The sequence below is a fragment of the Bacteroidales bacterium genome (assembly GCA_021648725.1).
Taxonomy (GTDB): domain Bacteria; phylum Bacteroidota; class Bacteroidia; order Bacteroidales; family JAADGE01; genus JAADGE01.
In genome coordinates this window covers 1-23,673 of record JAKISF010000023.1, presented here as the reverse complement: position 1 = coordinate 23,673, position 23,673 = coordinate 1, and the positions used below count along the sequence as shown (strand labels likewise).

At 29.2% G+C, this 23,673-nt stretch carries 22 protein-coding genes, 2 tRNA genes and 2 pseudogenes; 13 read left to right on the top strand and 13 right to left on the bottom strand.

Features of this window, described 5'->3' with window-relative positions:
• Positions 1-108: 108 nt before the first annotated feature.
• The 4 genes and pseudogenes from L3J35_09435 to L3J35_09420 form a co-directional block, all read right to left on the bottom strand.
• Positions 109-411 (bottom strand): annotated as a pseudogene (locus tag L3J35_09435) (cyclic nucleotide-binding domain-containing protein).
• A 60-nt stretch (positions 412-471) separates the two neighbouring features.
• Entirely contained in the window at positions 472-2,550 is a 2,079-nt protein-coding gene (locus L3J35_09430) for a helix-hairpin-helix domain-containing protein (protein MCF6366408.1), read from the bottom strand.
• Between the two features lie 62 nt (positions 2,551-2,612).
• Positions 2,613-3,749 (bottom strand): hypothetical protein, encoded by a 1,137-nt coding sequence (locus L3J35_09425; protein ID MCF6366407.1) that lies wholly within the window; start codon positions 3,747-3,749, stop codon positions 2,613-2,615.
• Between the two features lie 47 nt (positions 3,750-3,796).
• Positions 3,797-5,257 (bottom strand): AAA family ATPase, encoded by a 1,461-nt coding sequence (locus L3J35_09420; GenBank protein ID MCF6366406.1) that lies wholly within the window; start codon positions 5,255-5,257, stop codon positions 3,797-3,799.
• 114 nt (positions 5,258-5,371) lie between these two features.
• Between L3J35_09420 and L3J35_09415 the strand changes: the two genes are divergently transcribed.
• The 4 genes from L3J35_09415 (at position 5,372) to L3J35_09400 (ending at position 7,943) form a co-directional block, all read left to right on the top strand.
• On the top strand, positions 5,372-6,286 hold the full coding sequence (locus L3J35_09415) for a hypothetical protein (GenBank protein ID MCF6366405.1): 915 nt from the start codon (positions 5,372-5,374) through the stop codon (positions 6,284-6,286).
• Positions 6,287-6,437: 151 nt separating this feature from the next.
• Entirely contained in the window at positions 6,438-7,292 is an 855-nt protein-coding gene (locus tag L3J35_09410; protein ID MCF6366404.1) for a DUF3822 family protein, read from the top strand.
• Positions 7,279-7,809: an RsmD family RNA methyltransferase gene (locus L3J35_09405; GenBank protein MCF6366403.1), complete on the top strand. Its 531-nt coding sequence runs from the start codon at positions 7,279-7,281 to the stop codon at positions 7,807-7,809. Before L3J35_09410 ends, L3J35_09405 begins: the two co-directional genes overlap by 14 nt.
• Positions 7,810-7,868: 59 nt before the next feature.
• Positions 7,869-7,943, top strand: a tRNA-Asp gene (locus L3J35_09400).
• A 110-nt stretch (positions 7,944-8,053) separates the two neighbouring features.
• Here L3J35_09400 and L3J35_09395 read toward each other — a convergent pair.
• From L3J35_09395 to L3J35_09355, 9 genes are all read right to left on the bottom strand, one after another.
• The gene (locus tag L3J35_09395) at positions 8,054-8,461 is read right to left on the bottom strand and encodes a hypothetical protein (GenBank protein MCF6366402.1); all 408 of its coding nucleotides are present in this window, start codon (positions 8,459-8,461) and stop codon (positions 8,054-8,056) included.
• A 36-nt stretch (positions 8,462-8,497) separates the two neighbouring features.
• Entirely contained in the window at positions 8,498-8,956 is a 459-nt protein-coding gene (locus L3J35_09390; GenBank protein ID MCF6366401.1) for a hypothetical protein, read from the bottom strand.
• Positions 8,957-9,022: 66 nt separating this feature from the next.
• On the bottom strand, positions 9,023-10,420 hold the full coding sequence (locus L3J35_09385) for a hypothetical protein (protein MCF6366400.1): 1,398 nt from the start codon (positions 10,418-10,420) through the stop codon (positions 9,023-9,025).
• A complete protein-coding gene (locus L3J35_09380; GenBank protein ID MCF6366399.1) occupies positions 10,417-10,920 on the bottom strand; it encodes a hypothetical protein in 504 nt (167 codons plus the stop codon). Before L3J35_09380 ends, L3J35_09385 begins: the two co-directional genes overlap by 4 nt.
• On the bottom strand, positions 10,917-11,228 hold the full coding sequence (locus L3J35_09375; GenBank protein ID MCF6366398.1) for a helix-turn-helix domain-containing protein: 312 nt from the start codon (positions 11,226-11,228) through the stop codon (positions 10,917-10,919). The genes L3J35_09380 and L3J35_09375 overlap by 4 nt, the downstream gene beginning before the upstream one ends.
• A gap of 97 nt (positions 11,229-11,325) precedes the next feature.
• Positions 11,326-12,471, bottom strand: coding sequence for a hypothetical protein (locus L3J35_09370; protein ID MCF6366397.1), 1,146 nt, complete (start codon positions 12,469-12,471; stop codon positions 11,326-11,328).
• Between the two features lie 23 nt (positions 12,472-12,494).
• Positions 12,495-13,796, bottom strand: coding sequence for a site-specific integrase (locus L3J35_09365; GenBank protein ID MCF6366396.1), 1,302 nt, complete (start codon positions 13,794-13,796; stop codon positions 12,495-12,497).
• A 396-nt stretch (positions 13,797-14,192) separates the two neighbouring features.
• Positions 14,193-14,801: a hypothetical protein gene (locus L3J35_09360; protein MCF6366395.1), complete on the bottom strand. Its 609-nt coding sequence runs from the start codon at positions 14,799-14,801 to the stop codon at positions 14,193-14,195.
• A 29-nt stretch (positions 14,802-14,830) separates the two neighbouring features.
• Positions 14,831-15,703, bottom strand: coding sequence for a hypothetical protein (locus tag L3J35_09355; GenBank protein ID MCF6366394.1), 873 nt, complete (start codon positions 15,701-15,703; stop codon positions 14,831-14,833).
• A gap of 259 nt (positions 15,704-15,962) precedes the next feature.
• Here L3J35_09355 and L3J35_09350 point away from each other — a divergent pair, with 259 nt between their 5' ends.
• The 9 genes and pseudogenes from L3J35_09350 to L3J35_09310 all read left to right on the top strand — a co-directional run bounded on the left by L3J35_09350 (position 15,963) and on the right by L3J35_09310 (position 23,264).
• Positions 15,963-17,369 carry a CCA tRNA nucleotidyltransferase gene (locus L3J35_09350; protein ID MCF6366393.1) on the top strand — a complete coding sequence of 469 codons (1,407 nt, stop codon included), beginning with the start codon at positions 15,963-15,965 and terminating at the stop codon, positions 17,367-17,369.
• 97 nt (positions 17,370-17,466) lie between these two features.
• Entirely contained in the window at positions 17,467-17,850 is a 384-nt protein-coding gene (locus L3J35_09345; GenBank protein ID MCF6366392.1) for a DUF4878 domain-containing protein, read from the top strand.
• 73 nt (positions 17,851-17,923) lie between these two features.
• Positions 17,924-18,580 carry a hypothetical protein gene (locus L3J35_09340; GenBank protein MCF6366391.1) on the top strand — a complete coding sequence of 219 codons (657 nt, stop codon included), beginning with the start codon at positions 17,924-17,926 and terminating at the stop codon, positions 18,578-18,580.
• A 194-nt stretch (positions 18,581-18,774) separates the two neighbouring features.
• Positions 18,775-19,077, top strand: a pseudogene (gene rplU, locus L3J35_09335) (50S ribosomal protein L21).
• Between the two features lie 444 nt (positions 19,078-19,521).
• Positions 19,522-19,782: a 50S ribosomal protein L27 gene (gene rpmA / locus L3J35_09330; protein ID MCF6366390.1), complete on the top strand. Its 261-nt coding sequence runs from the start codon at positions 19,522-19,524 to the stop codon at positions 19,780-19,782.
• 85 nt (positions 19,783-19,867) lie between these two features.
• Entirely contained in the window at positions 19,868-21,139 is a 1,272-nt protein-coding gene (gene serS / locus L3J35_09325) for a serine--tRNA ligase (GenBank protein ID MCF6366389.1), read from the top strand.
• Between the two features lie 5 nt (positions 21,140-21,144).
• Positions 21,145-21,597 carry an FKBP-type peptidyl-prolyl cis-trans isomerase gene (locus L3J35_09320; GenBank protein MCF6366388.1) on the top strand — a complete coding sequence of 151 codons (453 nt, stop codon included), beginning with the start codon at positions 21,145-21,147 and terminating at the stop codon, positions 21,595-21,597.
• A gap of 17 nt (positions 21,598-21,614) precedes the next feature.
• Complete coding sequence (locus L3J35_09315; protein MCF6366387.1) at positions 21,615-22,889, top strand: IgA Peptidase M64; 1,275 nt, start codon at positions 21,615-21,617, stop codon at positions 22,887-22,889.
• A gap of 291 nt (positions 22,890-23,180) precedes the next feature.
• Positions 23,181-23,264 (top strand) — tRNA-Leu (locus L3J35_09310).
• Positions 23,265-23,673 lie beyond the last annotated feature (409 nt).

Here is a 23,673-nt window from a genome sequence, read left to right as displayed (position 1 = left end):
TGAAATAATTTGGGATATTTCGGTAAAAATTTTAACGGCTATTTTTCCGTCTTTATTTAACAGTTCTTTAAATTTTTCGGCATTTATGATGTAAATCTCAGCATCTGTTAAGGTGCTTGCCGATGTAGAATGAGGAGAGTCATCAACTATTGCACCTTCTCCTATAAAATCATATTTTTGAAATTGGGTAATCGGTATTTTTTCACCGAATGAACTTGTTTTATACAACTGAACTTCGCCGGACAGGACTACATAGGTGTTTTTTCTGTTAAAATCTTGCTCATATAAAACTGTGTCTTTTTCAAAAGTTTTTAACTCAATAATTTTAATTATTTTATCAAGCTCACTGTCGTTAAAAGCTTTAAAAAGTTCAATTTTTTTTAAAAATGATTTTAATTTGCCGTTTTCCATGGTGTATTTTTTTAATACCTGAAAAATACTACAATAAAATTTATTTATGAAATTTATTTGTTAAAACTTAATTCTTATTTGAAATTTTACTTCGGATTTATTGATTCCTTGAATTTCATCAAGTGAGGATCCTATTATATCTCTGTCAGAATATGAATAATTAGCATAACGCAACCAAATGTCAATAAAATCTTTAATAACTGTATATTTTAAAGTCAGGTAAGTTCTTATTCCTTGTCCGCTTAAACCCGGTATTGAGTATCCGTAAAGAATATCATTTTCATAAGTATATATTCGTGCATTATATGCTGCATCAAAAAATGCCAGTCTGAAATTTAATTTTAAGGGAAATGTTTCAAATTTATAATTCACATCTTGATAAAACATAAATCCTGTTTCAATATCTTCTCCTTCTTTATCAAATTTAGCAAATGCAATTCTGTTTTTCAATACTAAGTTCCTTGAAAGAGAATATGTTATGTGATATCGGAATTCTTTTTTTAATGTTTGCACAAGCGGTACGGCACCCGTAAAATCATCTGATGAATTTTTTAATACAGATTCTTGCTTGTATCTGACGTGCATGTTTACATACCTGCTGAGACTATAGTCTATTTGCGAGAAAAATTCATCTCCTGCCGACGGTGCGTATGCTCTGTATCTTAGCCAAGGTATTTTATATAAATCGTAATAAGCTGATACTTTAACTTTTCTGACAGGGCTGATTTCCGTTCCGAAATACATACCGTTTTCATTAATTGTATTTGATTGTTCGCCGAATCCTGCAGCATAATATGCTTGATAGTCTTTTGCTATATATCGTTGAAGAACAGCTAAAGACATTTGCGGAGCAAGTTTTATCATAACAGAATTCAGTAATGCATATCCTCCCGAATGACTTATAGCTTCTTCTCCGAAAAAAATAAAGTTTTTATAGTTTGCCTGATAATCAATACTTGCATTCATTCCTTTGTTTCCTTGAAATGCAAATTGATTATATATTTGGTCTTTTTGAAGTTCTTCGCTGAAAGAATATTGTATGTATGTAGCTCCGAGTTTAAACCATGGTTTATTCCATTTTATATTTCCGCCGTAAACTAATTCCGAAACAGAATGTTTGTCAAAAACTTCATTTGGGGTTCTGTGCAAACCGGTTGTTTGAAACGTGCCTTCAAAATCAATTTGGTTTGTTACGGTATCGGTAAGTGTTCTGTTTCCGTCAATGTTTTTGAGAGAGAAAAAACCGGTAATGTCAAAATTTTTCAACCTTAAAGTTGCTCCTGCTCCTCTAAAAAATTTGTTTTCGTCTGTTGAGGAATATTTTCTTAACCCGTCATATTTCTTTTTTATTGACATTACATATACAGATTTTCCTGTTGACATACCTGACCAAGAAACCAAACCTTGACCGAAACGAGCTTGAAAATCGCCCAAAGTAATTGTTTTGAACTTCCAAACATCATCTACTTGTAAGTGTACGCTGTAATAGTCAAACCCTTGCTTTTGAGTTTCTTTGAAGAATTGTTCTCCGGGATCTTTTTCTGTTACAAACCCGAATCTTATTTTTCGTTTATAATCGAACTGATATTTTGTGTAAAATTTAAGCCTGTTGCCCATATACAAATTTGTATCGGGGTTAAGCTCAAAAGCATTATCGTCATATACAAAGCCTTTCCCTTTTTGTATGTTAAATTGTGTTCTTAAGAAGATGCTGTTTCTTCCGTATTTTAATGCTCTTTTGAAATCGGGCATTTGCTTTACTCCCTTTTTTGCAACAGTAATAAAGGGTAAAAGTTGTCCTATTTCTTTTGCCGAGAAACTTTCTAAAAGTTGTATTTCGTATATTGAATGCATTTCACCGGAAGTTCTTTGGTATTCTAAAATATCTTCAATTTGAAAGTCGGAAAGAAATTGAAATCGTTCCAAATCCTCTCTTGTTGCCGTATTTAAGTTTAAAGGGTTTCGGGCAAAATAATATAAATCTTCGTAAAGTAATGTATAATCGAGTTCTTCGTCACTTGCTTCTGCTATTTCTTCTATAAGATTATTAATTACATCTCTATCTGCAATTTGAGCTTTTATTTGTAAGGTAAATACCAGAAGTGTTGATGATAATATGAATAATCTTTTTAGTATCATTATTTGTTATTTTAGCAATAAAATATTCGTAAAATTAGCAAAACAATCTTTTAATAAAAATGTCATTGAGTATTTTTATCGGAATTAAACATTTCGTCAAAACCGTTTCCTAATTTATAGTGTTTTGTCCATTTCTTAATATGAGTTAAGCTATACGGGATAATATTGTTTTTTTTGAGTTTGTTAATAATGCCTATTTCAAAACTTCCTATTTTGCCGTCAAGTAAAAAACCTAATATAAGTATTTGACCGATTGCAAGTTTTATGTCTTTCGGGAGCAGTTTTATTTTTTCGAAATAATTTTCTGAGAGTTTGTGTTCGTCTTCTATTTTAATATTAAAAATACTAAAGAAATGTTTTGCAAAAATATAATCCGTAGGATAAAAACTTTTTTTGGTAACAGCAATGTATTCAAATGTATCATAAATTAAATCGGTAAATTCTTTGTTGTTTTTATATTTATCTGAAAAATATTTGCCGGTTTTATTCATTTGTTTTATTGCTTTCATTCGCATATCTGTTTTTCTGATAACGATTGAAGATGCATAAGCATTCCAAACAGCATATATGGGAATGCCTGCTAAATCAACAACTGCTCTTATTGCAAGCCTTCCCAATACTTTTTTTATAATTATTTTAAATATAAAATTTGAAAGCATTGCTTTTACAATGAATAAAAGCCGAAGAAAGAGTACGCCGGTTTTTGAGAAGTTTTGATAAGGGTTTATGCCTACCTCAGTAAAGCGGCCTCTGTCTTTGCCGAGTCCGATTAATGCAAGTTCTTCTGATTCAAAGTTTTCGTTGTTTGCATTATGTCCGTAAACCGCAGCAATTTTACTTACGGCTTTTAAATCTCCCTTCATTAAAAGCCAAATTTCTAAACCGACAAGTACGAAACCGTATAAAAGTTCGAATATTGATAAATCAAAACTGTAATTAATATAAGGAACGGTGTATTGAGTTTTTGAAAATGATTCGGAAAAAATATATTGCGGAATATATAAGAAAGCAACACCGAGAGCTCCGTACAATGCAGCAATTAAAAGCGTTTTTCTTTTGATTTTCGTTGTAGCATCAAGAATTTTAGTCTTTTCTTTTTGTGAAATGTTTGCATATTTTAAAGACTTTTTTCGTAAATAATTTTCAGCAATTCTGTCTGTTATATCTTTAAAATTTATTTTAATAGTTTTATCGGACATTCAAAAATTTTATATATTGAAATTTGCAAAAATAACCAAGTTTAAAATTATTCAAAAATTTCGTCGTTATAAAAAAACTCTTTCTTGAAATTTATTAAACCAAGTTCTTTAGTCGAGCGTGTAAATGCAGTATAAAGCCAACGCAGATACTCCCTGTTTATCATTTCTTCGGTTATCCATCCTTGATCTACAAATACTTTTTGCCATTGTCCGCCTTGGGCTTTATGGCATGTAATTGCATAAGCAAATTTTATTTGAAGTGCATTAAAAAAAGGGTGTTCTTTAATTTTTTTAAACCTGCTTCGTTTGTTTTTAATATCTGTAAAATCTTCTTCAATTTCGGCATATAATTTTTTATTTTCCTCAAAAGAAAGAGAAGCTGTTTCTGATTGTAGTGTATCCAGCATTACTTTAGCTTCTATTTCTGTTTCATTATAGTCATAAAATTTTAACAAAACATCAGCAAACCTGTAGCCGTATCTTTCGGTGTATCTGTGTATTTTTATAATTTCAGCTGTGTCACCGTTTGCAATAAAGTCAATTGAATCATATTTCTCCGCCCAAAAATAATTATTTTTTACAACCATTATTAAATCGCCTGTTGCAATTTCGTCTTCTTTAAAAAAGACGCTTGAACGAATTCCTTGATTAAACTTATTAGCTCTTTTGTTTGACCTGCAGATAATTGCAACATCTTTTTCGGAATATTTATTATATGCATCAGAAATACTGTCTATTAAATCTGCTCCTTCGATTCTGTTAATGTCATTAAAATCACTCAGTTTTATTTTTGGAAAGCCTTTAAATTCAATATTTTGCTCAAATGACATACTTTTATCAAGAATTTTTCTTATTTTAGTTGCATTATATAAAATGCCGGAATTTTTCTCCTGTCTGGCAACTTCCGTAAGTATATGTTCAATAACGTCATAACCGTAAGATTCCAGTTCTTTTTTATTCAAAGCAGGGCTTATATCTAATTTGACAGGAGGTAGCTGTGCAGTATCACCCACTAATATTAATTTGCAATTTTTTTTGTTATAAACAAACTCTATTAAATCATCCAAAAGTCTGCCGCTTCCGAAAACGGAGTTTTCAAAGGATTGGTTTGCAATCATAGAGGCTTCGTCAACTAAAAAAAAAGTGTTTGAACGGAGGTTGATATCTAAAGTAAATTTTCCTGTTCCGTCACTTGAAGATTGTTGCCTGTATATTTTTTTATGAATTGTATATGCATTTTTATTTGAATACGCACTTAGAACTTTTGCTGCTCTTCCTGTGGGAGCCAGCAATAAGGTTTTAATTTTTAATTTTTCGAGAGCATTAACTAAAGCTGCAATTGTGCTTGTTTTTCCTGTTCCGGCATAACCTTTTAAAAGAAAGATTTCGCTTTCGGAAGAACCGGAAGAAACAAACTCTGATAATTTTCTTATAAGTTCTTTTTGACCGCTCAAAGGGTCATAAACTAAATTGTTAATTACTTCGTTATATATAAAGTTATTCAGCATTAAAAAAATCAGTATTATTTCAGAAGGTCAATATATATTTTATTTTGTAAAGAAAAATTAAAATAAAAAGATATTTTTTTTAAATTTGCAAACGAACTAAAATTCTAATAAAAAATGACAGTTTATATAATTATTTTAATCGTAGCAACTATTGGTGTTGCCCTAGTTACTTTTATTGAGAGTCTTGCAAAAAACAAGTTAATAAAATACGGTTCATATACCGTTTATTTTTTACTTATTGAAATAATATTGTATGCAATTACTGACAATATTGACATTCCTGTTATTATCCTTGCTGTTGCGATAGGAGTTGCTGTATTGATTCTAATTATTAAAGGGAGCTTTTTAATATCTTCCAAAAGTAAAACGATAAAAGTTATTACAGGATTTTTGTTTTTAGCTATTGCAATTTTTGCCGGATATAAATTATACGAAAGTATTATGACTCCTATAAGATTCAATGCAGAAAAAACTAAAAGATACCAAGCGACTGTTGATGAATTAAAACGTATAAGAACAGCACAGATTGCGTTTAAGAATGAATACAATAAATATTGTCCGAATATGGACAGTTTAAAACATTTTATTCAAACGGATTCAATGTCTGTAATAAAAAGAGTAGGGGAAGCTCCTGATTCAATTTATTTGCAACAAGATAACAATTTGGAAAAAGCTGAAAGAGTTGCTTGGGAATTAGGTATTATTATACGAGATACATTTAAGCTAAGTATTATTGATACACTTTATAAAGAATACGATATAAAAAAATTCGGACTTGTTCCTTTTACTGACGGTAAAAAGTTTAAAATGGATACTGCATCTGTAAGTGCAGGCGGATTAACAATTAATGTTTTTGAAGCAAAAGTTTCAAACCGAGTATTGCTAAACGGTTTGGATAAACAACTTATTGCAAATATTGATGATGATGCGAAGAATTTAAAACGTTATCCGGGATTAAAAGTAGGCTCATTAGAAGAAAATAATAACAATGACGGAAATTGGCCGAAGGATTATGATTTAAACAAGTAAAAAAATAAAAAAAAATTATATATTTGGAATCCGTAGTTAAGATTGATGCAAAAGCTAAAATAAACTACGGATTTAATTTTTGGTATGTTTTATGCTAATAAATTTATAAATAAAGCTTTAGAACTCAATTTTGAATAAGTTATAAATAACAATGAAAAATTTCTTTGTATTTAATGAAGGTTTCTCTAAAAGTAAAACATCAGGTTATATATTATCTCTGCAACTTGATGAGATTGGCTACTCATATGTGATTACAGATACTGTAGGAAATATATATGCTGCTTTAAATCATCATAATTTTGAAAAAAAACTGGCTGATAAATCGATTGTTGAAAAAGCAGAAGCAATGATTAAGGAAGATTTATTTTTAAGTAAAAATTATAAAACTGTTTATTTCAGTTTGGTAACAAACAAATCAACTCTTATTCCGGCTGAACTTTTTGACAGAAAAAATTTGAAAGATTATTTTACATTTAACCATCGTTTGGGCGAATATGAAGAAATACATTTTAATTATATAAAAAAAATTGATTCATATAATATTTTTGCAATCCCTTCTGATTTAACAACTCTTTTAGTTAATAAATTTCCTGAAATTATTTTTGTTCATCAAAATAATATTTTTATTAATAACTTATTAAAAACAGGAGAAGCAGTTAAATTTAAACTTCCGGTTGTTCATGTAAATATAAATTCAGATTCATTTGAAATCGGAATATACAAAGACGATAAATTTTTAATGATTAATTCATATTTATTCAGTGATGAAAATGATTTTGTATATTATTTATTAAACACCCTCGAACAATATGACATTAAGCTGAATAAAATGCACCTTAATATTTCAGGCTTTATTGAAAAAGACACAGAGTTTTATTATTTCGTTCATAAATTTATTCCTAAATTGAAGTTTATGAAACTTGATAATAAAATTCAATACAATTTTAAAGATGTAGAACAACATTTACTTTATAATGTTTTAAATCTACATAATGAGGATAATTAGGGGAAGCCGAAAAGGGAGAAAGATATTTCCTCCTAAAGGTTTTAGTTCTCGACCGACTACTGATTACGCTAAAGAATCTCTTTTTAATATTTTGGAAAATAAATACGAAATTGAAAATTTAAATGTTCTTGATTTATTTTCAGGAACAGGAAATATCAGTTTAGAATTTTTTTCGAGAGGGTGTAAAAGTGTTACTTCGGTAGAAATCTCAAGAAAAAACTGTTTACATATCAAAAATCAGATATCAAATTTATTTTCAATACCCGGAAATGTTATTTCTGCGGATGTTTATAAATTTTGTTTAAAAGCAGACCTAAGTTATGATATAATTTTTGCAGATCCGCCGTTTTCTGATGAAAAAATTAATACACTTCCTCGTATTATTCTTAATAATGAAACAGCAATTAATTCGCTGTTAATTCTTGAACATTCGGCAAATTTCAATTTTGAGAATAACAAGTATTTCAAGGAAACCAAAAAATATGGCAATGTAAATTTTAGTTTTTTCAAGAAATAGAACAAAAAAATTTTGCAGAAAAAAAAAAAGATTTACATTTGCAATCGCAAAAAGAAAAAGGTCCGGTAGTTCAGTTTGGTTAGAATACATGCCTGTCACGCATGGGGTCGCGAGTTCGAGTCTCGTCCGGACCGCACAAACAAAATAAAAACCCTTGTTAATCAAATGATTAGTGAGGGTTTTTTATTTTGGGGTACGAATAAGGGTACGAATAGATTAAAAATACTCTGTTTTTGATAAAAAACTATTCATTTTTATACATATCATATCTACTTGTTTTGTTGGTATCATATCTACTTTTTGAAAAATCTATATAATCAAAGTCTTTTTTTAAAAACTTAAAAGAGTTAAGAGATATAAAACAACCAGATACTCCTAAAATACTGCCTGTTATTGTTCCTACATAGTACATAGGATTATTTGGATTAATTACTACCGCAGAAATAACTGTAATAAAAGTGCCGGACAAAGAAACAAATACACCGGTTCTATATCTTTTTTGATGTAAGTCAATTTGATTAACAATATTCGTTTGTTTTTTTTCTATTTTCTTAATTTCAAATTCTAATGAATCAAGTCTTTGTTTATAGTTTTGTGAATAAGTTGTTATTGACAAACAAAACAAAATGATAATAGCTATTATTTTTTTCATGTTATAAATATTTATGATGAGTGCCAAAATTAATATTTATTCAGTTTCTATTCCGTGCAACTTACATAATTCATTATATTTATTTTTATTAAAATTGTTTGAAACCCCCCAATTATCAAACATTTCTTTTGTTTCAGTACATTGATTTTTAATTATCTGTTTTGCATCAGTCAAACCAAAATCAATATTTTCAACCTTATCAATCAAATAAAGAGCTGTTTTTAATCTTATATTGTCATTGTCGGATTTTAGGCAACTTTCAACCGTTTTCAGAGCCTCATCATAAAGACTTAATATTTTTTCTTTGGTGTGTTCCTTTACTTCTTTTATAAGACTGTTATAATATGCCTCAAATGTTGGTTTCTGTTTCCATTGCCAAAGGGTAGTACGGTCAATTTTTAATTCTTTTGAAACTTCATTGTAATTTTTACCGATTGCCAAAAGTTCAACCGCCTTTTGTTCTTTTGCTGTTAAATATGTCTTAAATTTACCCATAATGTTGTATTTTGTTGTAATTTGTTTTATTTTATCTCTTATAGATAGGAAAACGACGAAAATTTTTTAAATCATTCCGGCAACCTTTAATTTTTGATTGTCGATTAAATTCAAATTATTAAATAAACTCGGTATTGATAAAATTTTATTGATACTTCTTTTTGTATTATTGATAATATTAAAATATTCATTTCTTATACTGTGTGCAATTTCAATATTTCTTTTTCCTAAACTTGCATTTTCCCATTTTTCCGATAATCTTTTTTCAAGTTTTCTGTAAATTTCAGGAAAATATATTTGATAAAATTCTATTCCGGATATACATAAAAATTTACTGCCTTTTTTCTGCATTGATATATCTAAATTTGTTATTTTACATACTCTTTTATTATTGGTACAAATTAACACTATATTAGAAGTGTCATTTTGTACCGTTTTTGCATTTTCTAAACTATTAAAATCATGGTCATTTTGTACCGTTTTGTGTTCGGTTTTTTGATTAGAAATTTCATTTAAAAAGGCGGTCAATTTGTACCGTTTTTTTGTACCAATTTTTAATAAATTATTCCATTTGTTTACTATCAATTTTGATATTTCTTTCTGTGATTGATTAAGATTATATTTTTTGATGAGGCTCTTAAACCTGTTTAATTCATAATAATATTTTTTCCTGTCTTTTTTATATCGAGGTGTTTCGTTTCCGTTTTCATAATCTTTTGAGTTTGGTTTTAACCGTTCCCAAAACATCGGATTTGTACCGTTTTGATATATTTCTTTTTCTTTTGCTGTTAAAATTTTTGTATCAATCTTATCAATAATCAATAATTCGCTAAATACTTTATCTAAATTTTTACCTAAATTTTGAAGTTTCTCAATGTTTAATAAATCTGCAAGTGTATTTATTCCGATAGTCTGCAAATATTCCATTTTCATAACCTTAATTTCAAAACGAAATATGTTATCCGGTCGGTTAAACTGCAAACCTTTATCATAAATTTTAATATAATATTGAGAGTGTTCAAATTCTTTTAAATATCCGTTTCCTTTAAATGTTTTAACACTTGCCGGCGTTCCTTTATGACTTATAATATTTTGCCTTATATAAGTTTTCGGATTAAACGGTGTCTTTATATTAACTGCAAATTCAACGTTGTTCAGGGGCGTTAAAAAGGGGTTTATTTTAAATCTTTCGTTTAGTTCTCGGATTGTCAGGAATAAATCATATAAATTAAAATCATTATAATTATGTTTTCCGCTGTTATGGTATTTATGAATACTGCCCGAAATATTTACATATTTATTCGTAATGATTTCAAACTTTAAATTTTTATGTTCTGCAATATACCTATTTTCGTTTATTTCGCCTGTTTTTTCACTTACAAGGGCGTTAAATTCTAAATAGGTGTTATTTAGTAATTCAGAAATATTTAGCGGTATATTCAAAGATTTTATGAAGTCAATCATTTTTTTGTATCTTTGTTATCAATTCCGAACGGTTTGCCGTTGGTTTTGGTTTGAACATTTAAGGGGGGCGTGGTTGCCTCTCTTTTTTTATTCAAACTAATCATAAAATCAGTAATAAATTTTAATCTTTTTTTCGGGTATAAAGTGAAATGATTAAAAAAATATATTGTCAGCTCTCTTTTATTTTCAGAAAACTGAAATATTATAAAACTGTTTTTCTTTTTTCTTTTTACATATTCGTAGTGGTCGCCGAAGTATTGATTTTTATATCCGGTCGGAATTAATCCGGTAAAAAATTTATACTTTCCGTTTTTAATACGTCCGAGAATAACGTGTTTTGATTTTATTATGTCTTTTCGTTGTGTCGGCTCAACTTTTAAATCAAACGGCATCTTATTAAAAGACAAAGGGGCGTTTGTTTGTTCGTAGTATCTTGTATCAGAATTAAATTTATATTTCAATTCCTTATGTTCCGGTTGTTTTTGATTTGAACGTCTCATAATTCAACCCCCCTTTTGTGTTTAAGTGATTGAATTAACTCTACACTCTTAAATACTTCATTCCATTTGTACAATACACGTCCGCCAATACGATAACCTTTTAAAGTGCCGTTTTTGGTGTGTTCTGTTAATGTAGGGAGTGAGAGTTTTAACTCTTTTGCGACTTCTTTACGTGTTCCGTAGATGTCGGTTTTTTCGTTGCTCTCTTTTTTAGGAATAAGATTTTTTACTTCATTCCTTAATGTTTCGGATATGATGTTTTGTAAATCTGAAACATTGATGTTTTGAATAATTACTGAATTTGTCATATTTACACAATTTTAATTATTAAATTTTGTGTAAAATTAATTCAGTCTTATACGATATAACTTACCTTATTGACTTTGGTAAGTTTGGTAAGTAAATTTACAGAAATGAAAACAATTTTTTTAAAGGGTTTATGTTATCAATTTCACTTGTTTTAAACATAGTTTTTGAAATATCTATATTAAAAAAAGATGTAAAACTTTCCCAAATTTCAGTATCGGTATATGCCTTGTTGTATTTGTTTTCTAATTTTAAAGACAATGCAACTAATTGACTTTTAATATTATTTTTGCTGTGGAGTGGGCTACCTTTCCAAATATATTTATTTTCAGAATTTTTTATTACAAATTCTTTTTCTTGTAATCTCTTCAAAATTTTTTTTAATTCGTTTTCGGGTATCATATCTGTTAAGGAAATACTTTTTGATATTGGTAGTATTTTAGTTCTTTTTAAGTTATTAATAACTTTAAATTCTGTTTCAATATTTTTTATTTTTTTTTCTGCACCTAAAAGAATAAGTTCTTTTTTAGTCTTTTTTATTAATCCTATGTGTTCGGTTTTGTTTACTTCATACAGTCTAATAAGTTCTTTTTTGAAATATTTTTTTTGTTCTTTTTTGGTTTCCGGTTTGTTATTTAGAATACATTCAAAGAAACCGTAATCATTATCGAGGTCAATCCATTTTTCTGAAAGATAATTGCAGTTTATAATAGTTTCCGGCAACTCATATTTAAGGTTGTAATATTCAGTATATCTTTTTTTACTCTCATTATATCTTTTTTTTCTTGCCTCATCAATAATTTTACTGTTTACAATCCTTAATATTTCTGTTTGTTTCTCATAGGTTAAATTTTGCCAAGTTTTAGAATTTATAACATTATCAAAATCATTTAAGTTTAATATTTTGTTTTCAATCTTAACTAAAAAAGGATATTCCTTTGCAAATTCATTAATGTTAATCGGTTTGTATGACAAATAGTTTATGATTAAACTTTCATAGTCTCCGTAATTCCACCTACTATATTTTTGATTATTCTCAATAGAGATTACATGGTTTTGTAAAATATTATCTGTCGTGTTTAAAATTATTAATGTTTCAAGAAAAATAAATCTTTCATTTACAGTTAATTTTTTCCACCCTTTTGAAATAATAAAACTGTCAAAATCAATTAATTCAATTATATTATTTTTTAACTCTTTAACTGCAAATTTATATTTGTCTGCAAATTCCTTAATCTCTTTCATGTTTGGTATTTTAACAATATCCATTATTCAGCAATTTTTAGAGGTCTTTTAAAGAAAGAGTGATTAAGTAATTTCTTTGCATTTTCTAATTTAGAAACACGTATATATCTCATAAATGCCGTTTCTGTTTTATGTCCTGTTATTTGCATTATATCAATCGGTTTAACATTGTTCAAATAAAGATTTGTAGCACCCGAACGCCTTGCGGTGTGTGTGGTTATTAATTCGTATTTTTTAAATTGTTTTTCAATAGTTAAATTCCCTTTTTTTACAGTTCTTATAACAACCTCATCAATACCGGCAAGTTTTCCGACTTCTTTTATATACTCATTCATTTTTTGATTTGAAATTGCCGGCGGTATTGAATTATCATATTTTTGCATAATTTCCGACACTCTGTAATGAATAGGAATATAAACAACCTCATCAGTTTTTTGAGTTCTGAATTTTAATATTTTACCATTTTCAATTAAGTTTTGTTTTTTTATCCGGCTAAAATCCGAAAATCTTAATGCAGTATAACAACCGATAATAAAAAGGTCTCTTACTTTGTCAAGTTTTTTGTTGTTACTTAAATCTACATTATAAAGGGCTGTAAGTTCGTTTTCTGTTAAGTAAATTTGTTCGGTGGGTTTGTTATGCGACTTAAATTTTTTGCTCTTATATGCTAAATTTGTGTTGTAATTCCGTTCGGTTGCATCATTAAGAAACGTTTTGATAGTTTTAATATATTTTCCGACTGAATTTTTTGAAAGATGCAAGTAATTAGAAAGATAATCTACGAAACTATTGTAAAATTCTAAATTGATATGTTCAAAATCAATAGTCTTTAATCCTTTGTATAAAATATAATTTTGTAGGTGTTGTAATGTAGTTTTGTAAACTGAAACAGTACCTTTTGTTTTTGATTTTTCACTTTCATTAATGAATATATTAATAAACTCAATGAAAGTAGTTTGATGAGGCTCTTTTGTAGGTTTTGAAAGTTTATTAAAATGAAGTAGTAATTTTTCTTTTAATAGTTCTGGGGTTGGTTTTGTTTTGTCATTTGTTAATGTTCTGTAAATATCAAAAATTGTTTTTTCAATATCTTTTAAACGTGTGTTAAATTCAGGATATTCAGGAAACGCCTTTGTTTCTTTTGCTCTTTGTTTGTCAGAGTTCCAAAATTTAGGATTAATTTTTTCCCCTGTATAGTATTTAAGAAATTTATATTTTTTCTTTCCTGTATTATCGGTTTCAGAATAATTAAAGAAGAAATGTAAATTAATAGGGGTTTCCGATTTACTCTTTTTGTCTTTAAGATAAAATTTTGCATTTGCCATGATAAGATGTTTTTAGTTTGAACATGACAAATATACAAATAAAAAAAGTAGGGTACGAATAAGGGTACGAATAAGTTTAATTATACTTTACTTTATTTAATTTCGTTTAATTACGTATTTTTGGAAAGTCTTATATAATACGGTGTTTAGAGTTTAGTTTAAGAAAATAAAATAATAAAGGGTTTGGTCTCGTCCGGACCGCTTTTAAAGCATTTAAACCCTTGTAAATCAAATGATTTGTAAGGGTTTTTTCTTTAATGGTACAACATAGGTACAACAAATCAAATATTTTTTTATTCTCCCTTTTTTATGTATGATTAAGCATTGCATTGTTTTGCAGCTTGTTATTTAAATGTATTAGCGTTGTATTTACCATGCCATTTACCAATGATACCACTAAAACAATTTATATTTTAATGAAACCATTGCTCCGTAATTGTATTCACTATGATATGAGTGCTTAATATAGGACAAGATATCAGTATTAAAATCTAATGACAATTTGCACTTCTCATTTAACTTATAATTTATACCGACCAATAAGCTCAAATTATAAAATCTGTATGTATCATAAATCCTCATTTTACTAATCAAAAAGTTATTACTTAAACCGGTACTGAAACCTATTTTTTGTTTTTCTAAAAAATTAATGCTAACAGGTATACTGATATAGAAATTTCTATTTTGGTCAGTAAAATTATTAACGTAATATGTAGTATCTTCCTCAAAAACCTTTAAACTGTCTTCAAATTCCAAATTAATTTTTGTTGGTTTATAAGAAAACAAAACACCGACATTATAACTTTTGTTTTTTTTAATTTCATACATAAACCCGATACTTGAAGATAAAACAGGAATAGGTTCTCTTACAGTTTCATCCAATAAATAAGGATTAATTATTACATTATTTATACCAACAGACGCTTTAACATTTACATTATTCTGCCCGATTAGTTTTATTGTATAAACTGTAATAATTATTATAAAAAATAATATTCGTTTCATTATAACTTCATTTTTAATTAATAAAACTTTTAATACCCACAACTACCAACTTTCCATTCATTACCTACACCTCTACTTGAAAATTCTCCGGTATATTTAACAAAATATGGCTCATAATAATAAGCATTAGCAAAAGTCCAATATTTACTTAAATTAACACCTACATCAATCCATTTAGTTTCAATTGATTCATTAGGGAGAACATATGATTCCTCATCCCAATAAGTAGTATATGTATAGTCAATCATATATGGATCCATCACTGTAAAAGCAATATTTTTTAAATCTAACAACGTTTTATAAGATCCCCAAATACAAGCATATTTTTTTCTACCCTGAACTTTCGCTCTTGCAAAATTACTAAGATGCTGAGTACGCTCTAAAGTCTCACCATAAGCCCATGTTTCAAATTTTAAGCTAACTTTTCTGTCTTTCCTACACCATTTTTCATCCTTTAGTATTGTATAGAATTCACTTGAAGAACCACATCCTGCTTTTTGATTTGCTCTTCCTCTATATTGAAAAACATTAATTTTATTATCATGCTTCAAATTTTCTAGATTATCATCATTAATATTTTCTAACACACTTTTTTCTGTGTAATCGGATGATACTAAATCATTTTCTAAAACTTTTGTCAGCCTATTCTTAACTTGAAATATGTTATCAACATTACAAATACTTGCAAGAACATTTATGTCGATTTTTGCTTCAATTTCTTTTTCTCCATTTTCATTAAAAACTATTTTAAAGAAATTGATATAATTTTTAACATGTCTTACTACATCTTCTTCTGCAAGATTTTCCTCATCTATATTTTCTAGTTGAGAGTAAAATTTGTTTTGAATCATCCGAACCGATGTAAAACCGAATACTTTTTCCCAGTCGTCAAGTTTCGACATTCTTAATTTCTTCCGGTTCTTTCTTTTTACAACTCCGGAACAATACAGATAATCCAAGCAATAAAACTAATAATAATTTCAATTTGTTCATTTTTTATATTTTTATGGTTTATATATTTTTATTACTGCAAAGCTTTTTTTTTTTTTGAAATTACAAAATCAACACCTGTGTTAAATAACACAAATACTTCATGCAACTATAAAATTAGTTATTTTGCTTTTTTACTTTCATTAAGTTTTTATTCCTTTGCAACAAATTATGCAAAAACATCTTACACATCCGATATTTAATCTTATAAAAAAAATTGCCGGAACAGACAATCTTCAAGTTTTTGTAATAGGCGGTTATGTTCGTGATTTAATTATGAATCGCCCTTCCAAAGATATTGATTTTGTGGTTGTCGGCAATGGTATTGAATTGGCAAAAAAAGTTTCGGAACAACTGGAAGGCAAACCGAGAGTTACTGTTTTTAAACGATTCGGAACAGCAATGTTTAAACATAACGATATTGAATTTGAATTTGTAGGAGCAAGAAAAGAATCTTACAGCCCGGATTCAAGAAAACCGGCAGTTGAAGAAGGAACATTACAAGACGATCAGAACAGAAGAGATCTTACAATTAATGCTTTAGCAATCAGTTTACATCCTGATAATTTCGGAAAGTTGATTGACCCTTTCAAAGGGTTGGAAGATATTCAAAATAAAATAATCAGAACACCCTTAGACCCGAGTATCACTTTTTCGGATGATCCTTTAAGAATGATGCGTGCTGTCAGATTTGCTTGTCAATTAAACTTTGAAATATATCCGATAACCCTACAAGCAATCAAAGAAAATAAAGAAAGAATAAATATAATTTCAAAAGAGCGGATAATTGATGAATTAAATAAAATAATAAAATCCGAGAAACCGTCAAAAGGGTTCAAACTACTTGACAAAACAGGCTTACTTGAAATAATATTTCCTGAATTTGTTGCACTGAAAGGTATTGAAACAAAAAACGGTTTAAGTCATAAAGACAACTTCCTTCATACCTTGCAAGTGCTGGATAATATTGCCGGTAAAACTGATAATTTGTGGTTGCGATGGGCTGCAATTTTTCATGACATAGCAAAGCCTTCAACAAAAAGATTTGCAAAACAAGGCTGGACATTTCATTCGCACGAATTTGTAGGGGCAAAGATGATTCCGCAAATATTTAAAAAAATGCGATTACCGATGAACGAAAAGATGCAATATATTCAAAAGTTAGTTCTGCTGCATTTAAGACCTATTGCGCTCGTGAAAAATGAAGTTACCGACTCGGCAATAAGAAGATTGTTATTTGATGCAGGGAATGATGTTGACGATTTAATGACCTTGGCAGAAGCAGACATAACCTCAAAAAATGAAAGAAAAGTAAAACTGTTTCTGAATAATTTAGAAAACGTAAGACAAAAACTTAAAGAAGTTGAAAAAAAAGATAAAATAAGAAATTGGCAGCCTCCTATAACCGGCGAAATTATTATGCAAACATTTAATATAAAACCCTCAAAAGATATCGGAATTATAAAAGATGCAATCAGGGAAGCAATCCTGGACGGATTAATACAGAATGAATATAATGCAGCTTTTAATTTCATGGTTAAAGAAGCAAAGAAACTGGGCTATTTGCCTGACAAATAGAATCTGTAGAATTTTATTTGTTATTATTCGGTATTTTAAAATAAAATTGTATTTTTACCGTCTAATTATTTATTAAACATAAAAAAAAATTTAGATTATGAAAAAATTATTGAGTATCGGATTTGTATTGGTATTTTCAGCATTTATGTTTTCTTGCGGTGGCGGCAGCAGTGATAACCCTGCAGATGTAGCAAAAGATTTTTTGACAGCTCTTGCTGAACAAGATTATGATACAGCAAAAGATTTAGGTACTGAAGAAACCGGTCAATTAATCAGTATGATTGAAGGAATGGCAGCAATGATTCCCGCAGAAGAAGCAGAAGCAGGGAAAGAAGATATTAAAACTTTAAAAATGGGAGAAGTTACAGAAGACGGAGATAAAGCAACAGTAAAATATTCGACTGATAAAGAAGGAGAAAAAACTGTTGACATGGAAAAAGTTGACGGCAAATGGAAAGTTGCTATGAAAAAAGAAATGTAAAATATCTTTTTAAAATAATAAATAAAGCCGGATAAGAAATTTTCCGGCTTCATTTTATAATAAATTTACAATAGTGAAAAAGTTTTTACTAATATTTTTCTCGTCTGTTTTCGGGCTAATATTTTCTTTTTGGTTATTCAGAGCAATATACAATAAAATTGAACTGCGAAAAGAAAAAGCAGTTACATATATTTTATCCGAAAAAGAAAAAGCACTTATAGAAGACGGTGATATTATATTAAGATACGGCCACGGTTTAGTCTCTGATTATATCGTAAACAGTTTTAATGAAAAATACAGTATTTCACATTGCGGAATAATCAATAAAAAAGAAAACGGCAAATTAGAAATTATACATTCAGAATCAAGCTCTTTCTTAGTTGAAGACGGAATTCAAAGACAAGATTTTGACGGTTTTACTGATGCCGGGCACAAAAATTCAGTAGTTATAGTCCGTTTTAATAAGTGTGAGAAAAATGAATTAAAAAAAATCACAAAACGTGCTCAATACTATCTGAACCAAAATATACCTTTTGCATATACATGTCAACCGGAAGATACTACACGAATGTTCTGCTCAGAAATTATATGGCATGTTTTCCAAGATGTTTTCGGAGTTGACATTTTTGCCGTAAACGGGAAAGAAAGAGATTTTAATCAATTTAAAAATTTCTATGACTCTTCTCAATTTGACATTGTACTTAACCATCAAATAAATGTGAAATTTTAAACATTACAGCAATAATAATTTGATTCTGATTTTATAAAAATCAAACTAACATCATATTTCTTCTGTTTTTTTAAAAAAACATTTGTTTTTAATAAAAAATAACTAATTTTGCAGCCCTGAAATAAAATATTTACATGGGGCATATTTAAGTATCTTTTACAGATCGCCTCAGTAACACATTAAAAGAAAATAAAATGTACGCAATTGTAGAAATAGCCGGGCAACAGTTTAAGGTTGAAAAAAACCAAAAATTATTTGTTCACAGGCTGCAAACAGAAGAAGGAGAGAAAGTTATATTCAATGATGTTCTTCTTACCGATGACGGAAAAAAAGTTAAGGTCGGAACACCGAGAGTAATCGGAGCAGAAGTAACAGCTAAGGTTTTAGCTCATATAAAAGCTGATAAAATAAAAGTTTTCAAGAAAAAAAGAAGAAAAGGATATCAAAAATTAAACGGGCATCGTCAGTATATGTCTCATATAGAAATTGAAAGCATTTCTCTTGACGGAAAAGCTCCTGCAAAAAAAGCAGTAAAACAAGAAACAAAAGCTAAACCTGTAGAGAAAAAAGCAGTTGAAAAGAAAACAACAACTGATAAAAAACCTGCTGTAAAAAAAGTTGCTGAGAAAAAAACAGAAACTAAGAAAACAGCAGTAAAAGCTGACAACTTAGCTAAAATTGAAGGGATAGGACCAAAAATTGCAGGAATTTTAAAAGATGCAGGTTTTGACACTTTCAAAAAATTATCAGTAGCAAAAGCTGACAAAGTTTCAGAAATTTTAGTCGAAGCAGGCGGAAATGCATATAATAGATTTGACACAACAACTTGGCCGCAACAAGCGAAATTAGCAGCAGAAGGAAAATGGGATGAACTAAAAAAATTACAAGACGAACTTGACGGCGGAAAATCAAAATAAAAAACCTATCTAAAATAAAATATTATGGCACATAAGAAAGGAATGGGTAGCTCCCGAAACGGAAGAGATTCAGAAAGTAAAAGACTGGGAGTTAAATTATACGGCGGACAAAAAGTTACCGCAGGAAGCATAATCGTTAGGCAAAGAGGAACAAAGCATTTTCCCGCAACTAACGTAGGTATGGGAAAAGATCATACACTTTATGCTTTAACTGACGGAATAATTAAATTTCAAAAGAAAAGAAACAACAAATCACATGTTTCTGTTGAGCCTTTTGAAAATTAAACCTCAATACCCATAAAATTATTAACACCCGTAAATTCGTATCAAAATATGGATAGCGGGTTTTTTTATTTAATAATATCAGAATATGCTCACAATAACCCAAATAAAAAGTAAAACAGAAGAGGTAATAAAACAACTGACTGTAAGAAATAAGAACTTCGAAGAACTTATAAACAAAGCCATTAAAGAAGACGAAACCAGAAAAGTGATTCAAAGTGAATTAGATGCAACATTAGAAAAATCAAATAAAATTGCTAAAAGTATAGGTCTTTTATTCAAAGACGGAAAGCAAACAGAAGCTAATGAAGCCAAACAAGAGGCAGTTCAACTTAAAGAGAAAGCAAAGGAACTAAATGAAAGAATGAATCAGTCAAAAGAAAATTTACAATCAATTCTTTCTGAAATCCCTAATATACCACACTCTTCCGTTCCCTCCGGAAAAACAGATGAAGATAATGAATTAATAAGAGAAGGCGGAGCAAAACCAAGTTTGACAAACAAAGTTCCGCATTGGGAATTAGCAAGCAAATATAATATAATTGATTTTGAACTCGGAAATAAAATTACCGGAGCCGGTTTTCCTGTTTACAAAGGAAAAGGGGCAAAACTTCAAAGAGCATTAATTGCATTCTTTCTGGAAGAAGCTGAAAAAGCAGGTTACACAGAAATAATGCCGCCTCTGATGATAAATGAAGCATCAGGCTTCGGAACAGGGCAATTGCCTGATAAAGAAGGACAAATGTATCACATGACGGAAGAGAACCTATTTATGATTCCGACAGCAGAAGTTCCGGTTACAAATATATACAGAGATACAATTTTAAGCAGTGAAGACTTCCCGATTAAAATGACTGCATATTCTTCATGTTTCAGAAGAGAAGCCGGTTCATACGGAAAAGATGTAAGAGGATTAAATCGTTTACACCAATTTGATAAAGTTGAAATAGTTCATATTGAACATCCGGAAAAATCTTATGATACACTGAATAAAATGGTAAGCTATGTTGAATCTTTGGTTCAAAAACTTGAGCTTCCTTACAGAATTGTCAGACTTTGCGGAGGAGACTTAGGATTTACATCAGCATTAACTTTCGATTTTGAGGTATATTCAGCAGGGCAAGAAAAATGGTTAGAAGTAAGTTCCGTTTCAAATTTTGAAAGTTTTCAGGCAAATCGTTTAAAATTACGTTTTAGAGAAAAAGGAGAAAAACAAACAAAACTTGCTCATACTTTAAACGGAAGTGCATTGGCATTACCGAGAATTTTAGCTGCACTACTTGAAAACAACAATACCGAAAACGGAATTAAAATCCCGAAAGTATTACAAAAATTTATTAACTTTGACATTATAAATTAATAAACATGAAAAAAAATATTCTTACACTAATAATTATACCTTTTATTTTCTTTTCATCTTGTAAAAGTAAAGAAGAAAAAGAAGCGGAACTATTGCAAGCATATATAACAGAACATAATATTACAACCGTTCCTACTGCAAGCGGGTTATATTATATTGAAACACTTGAAGGAACAGGAGAAACATTTAAAACAAATGATATGGTAACCGTACATTATACGGGGACTTTTCTTGACGGAGAAAAATTTGATTCATCTTATGATTGGGGAACACCTTTTACTTTTGAATTAGGCACAGGGCAAGTTATAAGAGGTTGGGATGAAGGTATTTCTTATATGAAACCGGGAGGAAAAGCAAGCTTAATTATTCCGAGCAAGCTTGGTTACGGAAGTGTTGACAGAGGAAGTATTCCTGCGTACTCTACGCTTATATTTGATATTGAAGCACTTACCAATTAAAAAATAAACAAAGAAAAATGAAAAATGCAATATTTCTCTTTTTATTCTTACTAAGTTTTAGCATAAAAGCCCAAATTAATTTTGATGATTTCTTTATTGATAAATCAATGCGATTTGACTATAATATCGGGGGCAACAACAAAGAAACAAGAGTATTTTATAATAAGTTGAAAGAGGAACCGTTTTTGGGAGGTTCAAAAATTAACCTTATAGATACATTCAATTTAGGAGATTTCAGAATAAAGATTTTTGATGCTGCATCAAACAAACTTATATATTCAAGAGGTTATTCTACATTATATTATGAATGGATTGATACCGAAGAAGCTAAAACAACATCTCGAAGTTTCTATGAATCTGTTACTTTCCCTTTTCCGAAAAATAACATCATGTTAAAAATTGAAATGAGAAAAAAAAACAACTCATTTGTTACACTTTTTGAAACAGAAATAAACCCCGGCTCAATTTCGATTATCAAAGACAAGCAAAGCAAGTATAAAACTCAAAAATTACATTATTCCGGCAATCATCACAAAAAGCTTGATATTGTTATTATTCCTGACGGATATACAAAAGAAGAACTCAACAAGTTTCATTCTGACAGTAAACGATTTATCAAATACTTTTTTGAAACAGAACCGTTTAAAACACATAAAAATAAAGTTAACTTTTGGGCTGTTGATGCAATTTCGGAAGAATCAGGAACAGATATTCCCGGAAGTGATATTTGGAAAAATACGGTCATTAATACCCATTTCTACACGTTCGGCTGGGAGCGATATTTAACAACACAAGACATTGACGAACTAAGAAATGTCGCAGCTTATGTTCCTTACGACCAGATATATATACTTGTAAACACTTCAAAATACGGCGGCGGCGGTATTTATAACTATTATAATTTATGTTCGGCAGATAACGAAGAGTCCGGACGAGTTTTTACGCATGAATTCGGACATGCATTTGCTGCACTTGCAGACGAATATCAATACGGATATGATAAAGCAGAGGATATTTATGATATGAAAGTTGAACCTTGGCAAGTAAATATTACAAATTTGGTTAACTTTAAATCAAAATGGAAAGAGTTGGTTAAAAAAACAACACCTATGCCTACACCGGATATTGAAAAAAACAAAAATTTGATAGGTGCTTTCGAAGGTGCCGGTTATGTTAAAAAGGGAATATACCGACCGGCACACAATTGCAAAATGCGTTCTAACAATACAGATGAATTTTGTCCTGTATGTTACGGAACTGTTTTGCAAATGCTTTTATTTTACTCGGAATAATTTTAAGAAAAGCCCGTTTGCGGTTTTATTCCACTTTTAATAATTACAGCCAATTTACTGCTATACTTGCCCTAATTTGAACTTCTGTTACATTTTGATTATTTTCCAATAAATACTTTAATCGGAAATTTTGTTTTAACGGAAAAAAAGTAAGTTCCTGAGTTTGTTTTGTATATTCAACAAATGATGACGGCAGCAAAACTCTTATTCCCAAATTATTATTTCTAAATTGGTTAAATTATTTGGCTGAAAACAGTAAAAAATATACATTTGTATTCTTATTAAAGAATAGCCTGAGTGGCGGAATTGGTAGACGCGTTGGTCTCAAACACCAATGGTAGCAATATCGTGCCGGTTCGATCCCGGCCTCAGGTACAAAACGCACGGAATTATTTTTCTTGTGCGTTTTGTATTTTTTACACTTTTGTTTATATTATTGAATTATTACAAAACCTCACTCTTAATAACCATCAACTTTTCCCTTGTCATTTCATGGATTGTGTAAGGAATACTGCCCATACTGATTAAAAAAGCTATTTTTACAAGATGTTTTATTATAATATTTCTATTATATACCTGAATTATGTTTCTTTAATACAGAATCAAGTTCTTTAACCCTCCCAATAATATCAAACCCTAATTTTATATCTTCTTCTTTAATTAGGGCTTGCTGATTTTTAAATTAGATGAACATAATTATTTGAGGCACAGCAAAATAATAGCAAAAAACATGTTGAAATATTTGTATAAGTGCAATGCTTTTTATATATTTATAGCATAAAAC

Bases quoted from the DNA above. Each gene is read 5' to 3' on its own strand.
- L3J35_09430 (MCF6366408.1), bottom strand. From the start codon at position 2,550: ATGATACTAAAAAGATTATTCATATTATCATCAACACTTCTGGTATTT.
- L3J35_09425 (MCF6366407.1), bottom strand. From the start codon at position 3,749: ATGTCCGATAAAACTATTAAAATAAATTTTAAAGATATAACAGACAGA.
- L3J35_09420 (MCF6366406.1), bottom strand. From the start codon at position 5,257: ATGCTGAATAACTTTATATATAACGAAGTAATTAACAATTTAGTTTAT.
- L3J35_09415 (MCF6366405.1), top strand. From the start codon at position 5,372: ATGACAGTTTATATAATTATTTTAATCGTAGCAACTATTGGTGTTGCC.
- L3J35_09410 (MCF6366404.1), top strand. From the start codon at position 6,438: ATGAAAAATTTCTTTGTATTTAATGAAGGTTTCTCTAAAAGTAAAACA.
- L3J35_09405 (MCF6366403.1), top strand. From the start codon at position 7,279: ATGAGGATAATTAGGGGAAGCCGAAAAGGGAGAAAGATATTTCCTCCT.
- L3J35_09395 (MCF6366402.1), bottom strand. From the start codon at position 8,461: ATGAAAAAAATAATAGCTATTATCATTTTGTTTTGTTTGTCAATAACA.
- L3J35_09390 (MCF6366401.1), bottom strand. From the start codon at position 8,956: ATGGGTAAATTTAAGACATATTTAACAGCAAAAGAACAAAAGGCGGTT.
- L3J35_09385 (MCF6366400.1), bottom strand. From the start codon at position 10,420: ATGATTGACTTCATAAAATCTTTGAATATACCGCTAAATATTTCTGAA.
- L3J35_09380 (MCF6366399.1), bottom strand. From the start codon at position 10,920: ATGAGACGTTCAAATCAAAAACAACCGGAACATAAGGAATTGAAATAT.
- L3J35_09375 (MCF6366398.1), bottom strand. From the start codon at position 11,228: ATGACAAATTCAGTAATTATTCAAAACATCAATGTTTCAGATTTACAA.
- L3J35_09370 (MCF6366397.1), bottom strand. From the start codon at position 12,471: ATGAAAGAGATTAAGGAATTTGCAGACAAATATAAATTTGCAGTTAAA.
- L3J35_09365 (MCF6366396.1), bottom strand. From the start codon at position 13,796: ATGGCAAATGCAAAATTTTATCTTAAAGACAAAAAGAGTAAATCGGAA.
- L3J35_09360 (MCF6366395.1), bottom strand. From the start codon at position 14,801: ATGAAACGAATATTATTTTTTATAATAATTATTACAGTTTATACAATA.
- L3J35_09355 (MCF6366394.1), bottom strand. From the start codon at position 15,703: ATGTCGAAACTTGACGACTGGGAAAAAGTATTCGGTTTTACATCGGTT.
- L3J35_09350 (MCF6366393.1), top strand. From the start codon at position 15,963: ATGCAAAAACATCTTACACATCCGATATTTAATCTTATAAAAAAAATT.
- L3J35_09345 (MCF6366392.1), top strand. From the start codon at position 17,467: ATGAAAAAATTATTGAGTATCGGATTTGTATTGGTATTTTCAGCATTT.
- rpmA (MCF6366390.1), top strand. From the start codon at position 19,522: ATGGCACATAAGAAAGGAATGGGTAGCTCCCGAAACGGAAGAGATTCA.
- serS (MCF6366389.1), top strand. From the start codon at position 19,868: ATGCTCACAATAACCCAAATAAAAAGTAAAACAGAAGAGGTAATAAAA.
- L3J35_09320 (MCF6366388.1), top strand. From the start codon at position 21,145: ATGAAAAAAAATATTCTTACACTAATAATTATACCTTTTATTTTCTTT.
- L3J35_09315 (MCF6366387.1), top strand. From the start codon at position 21,615: ATGAAAAATGCAATATTTCTCTTTTTATTCTTACTAAGTTTTAGCATA.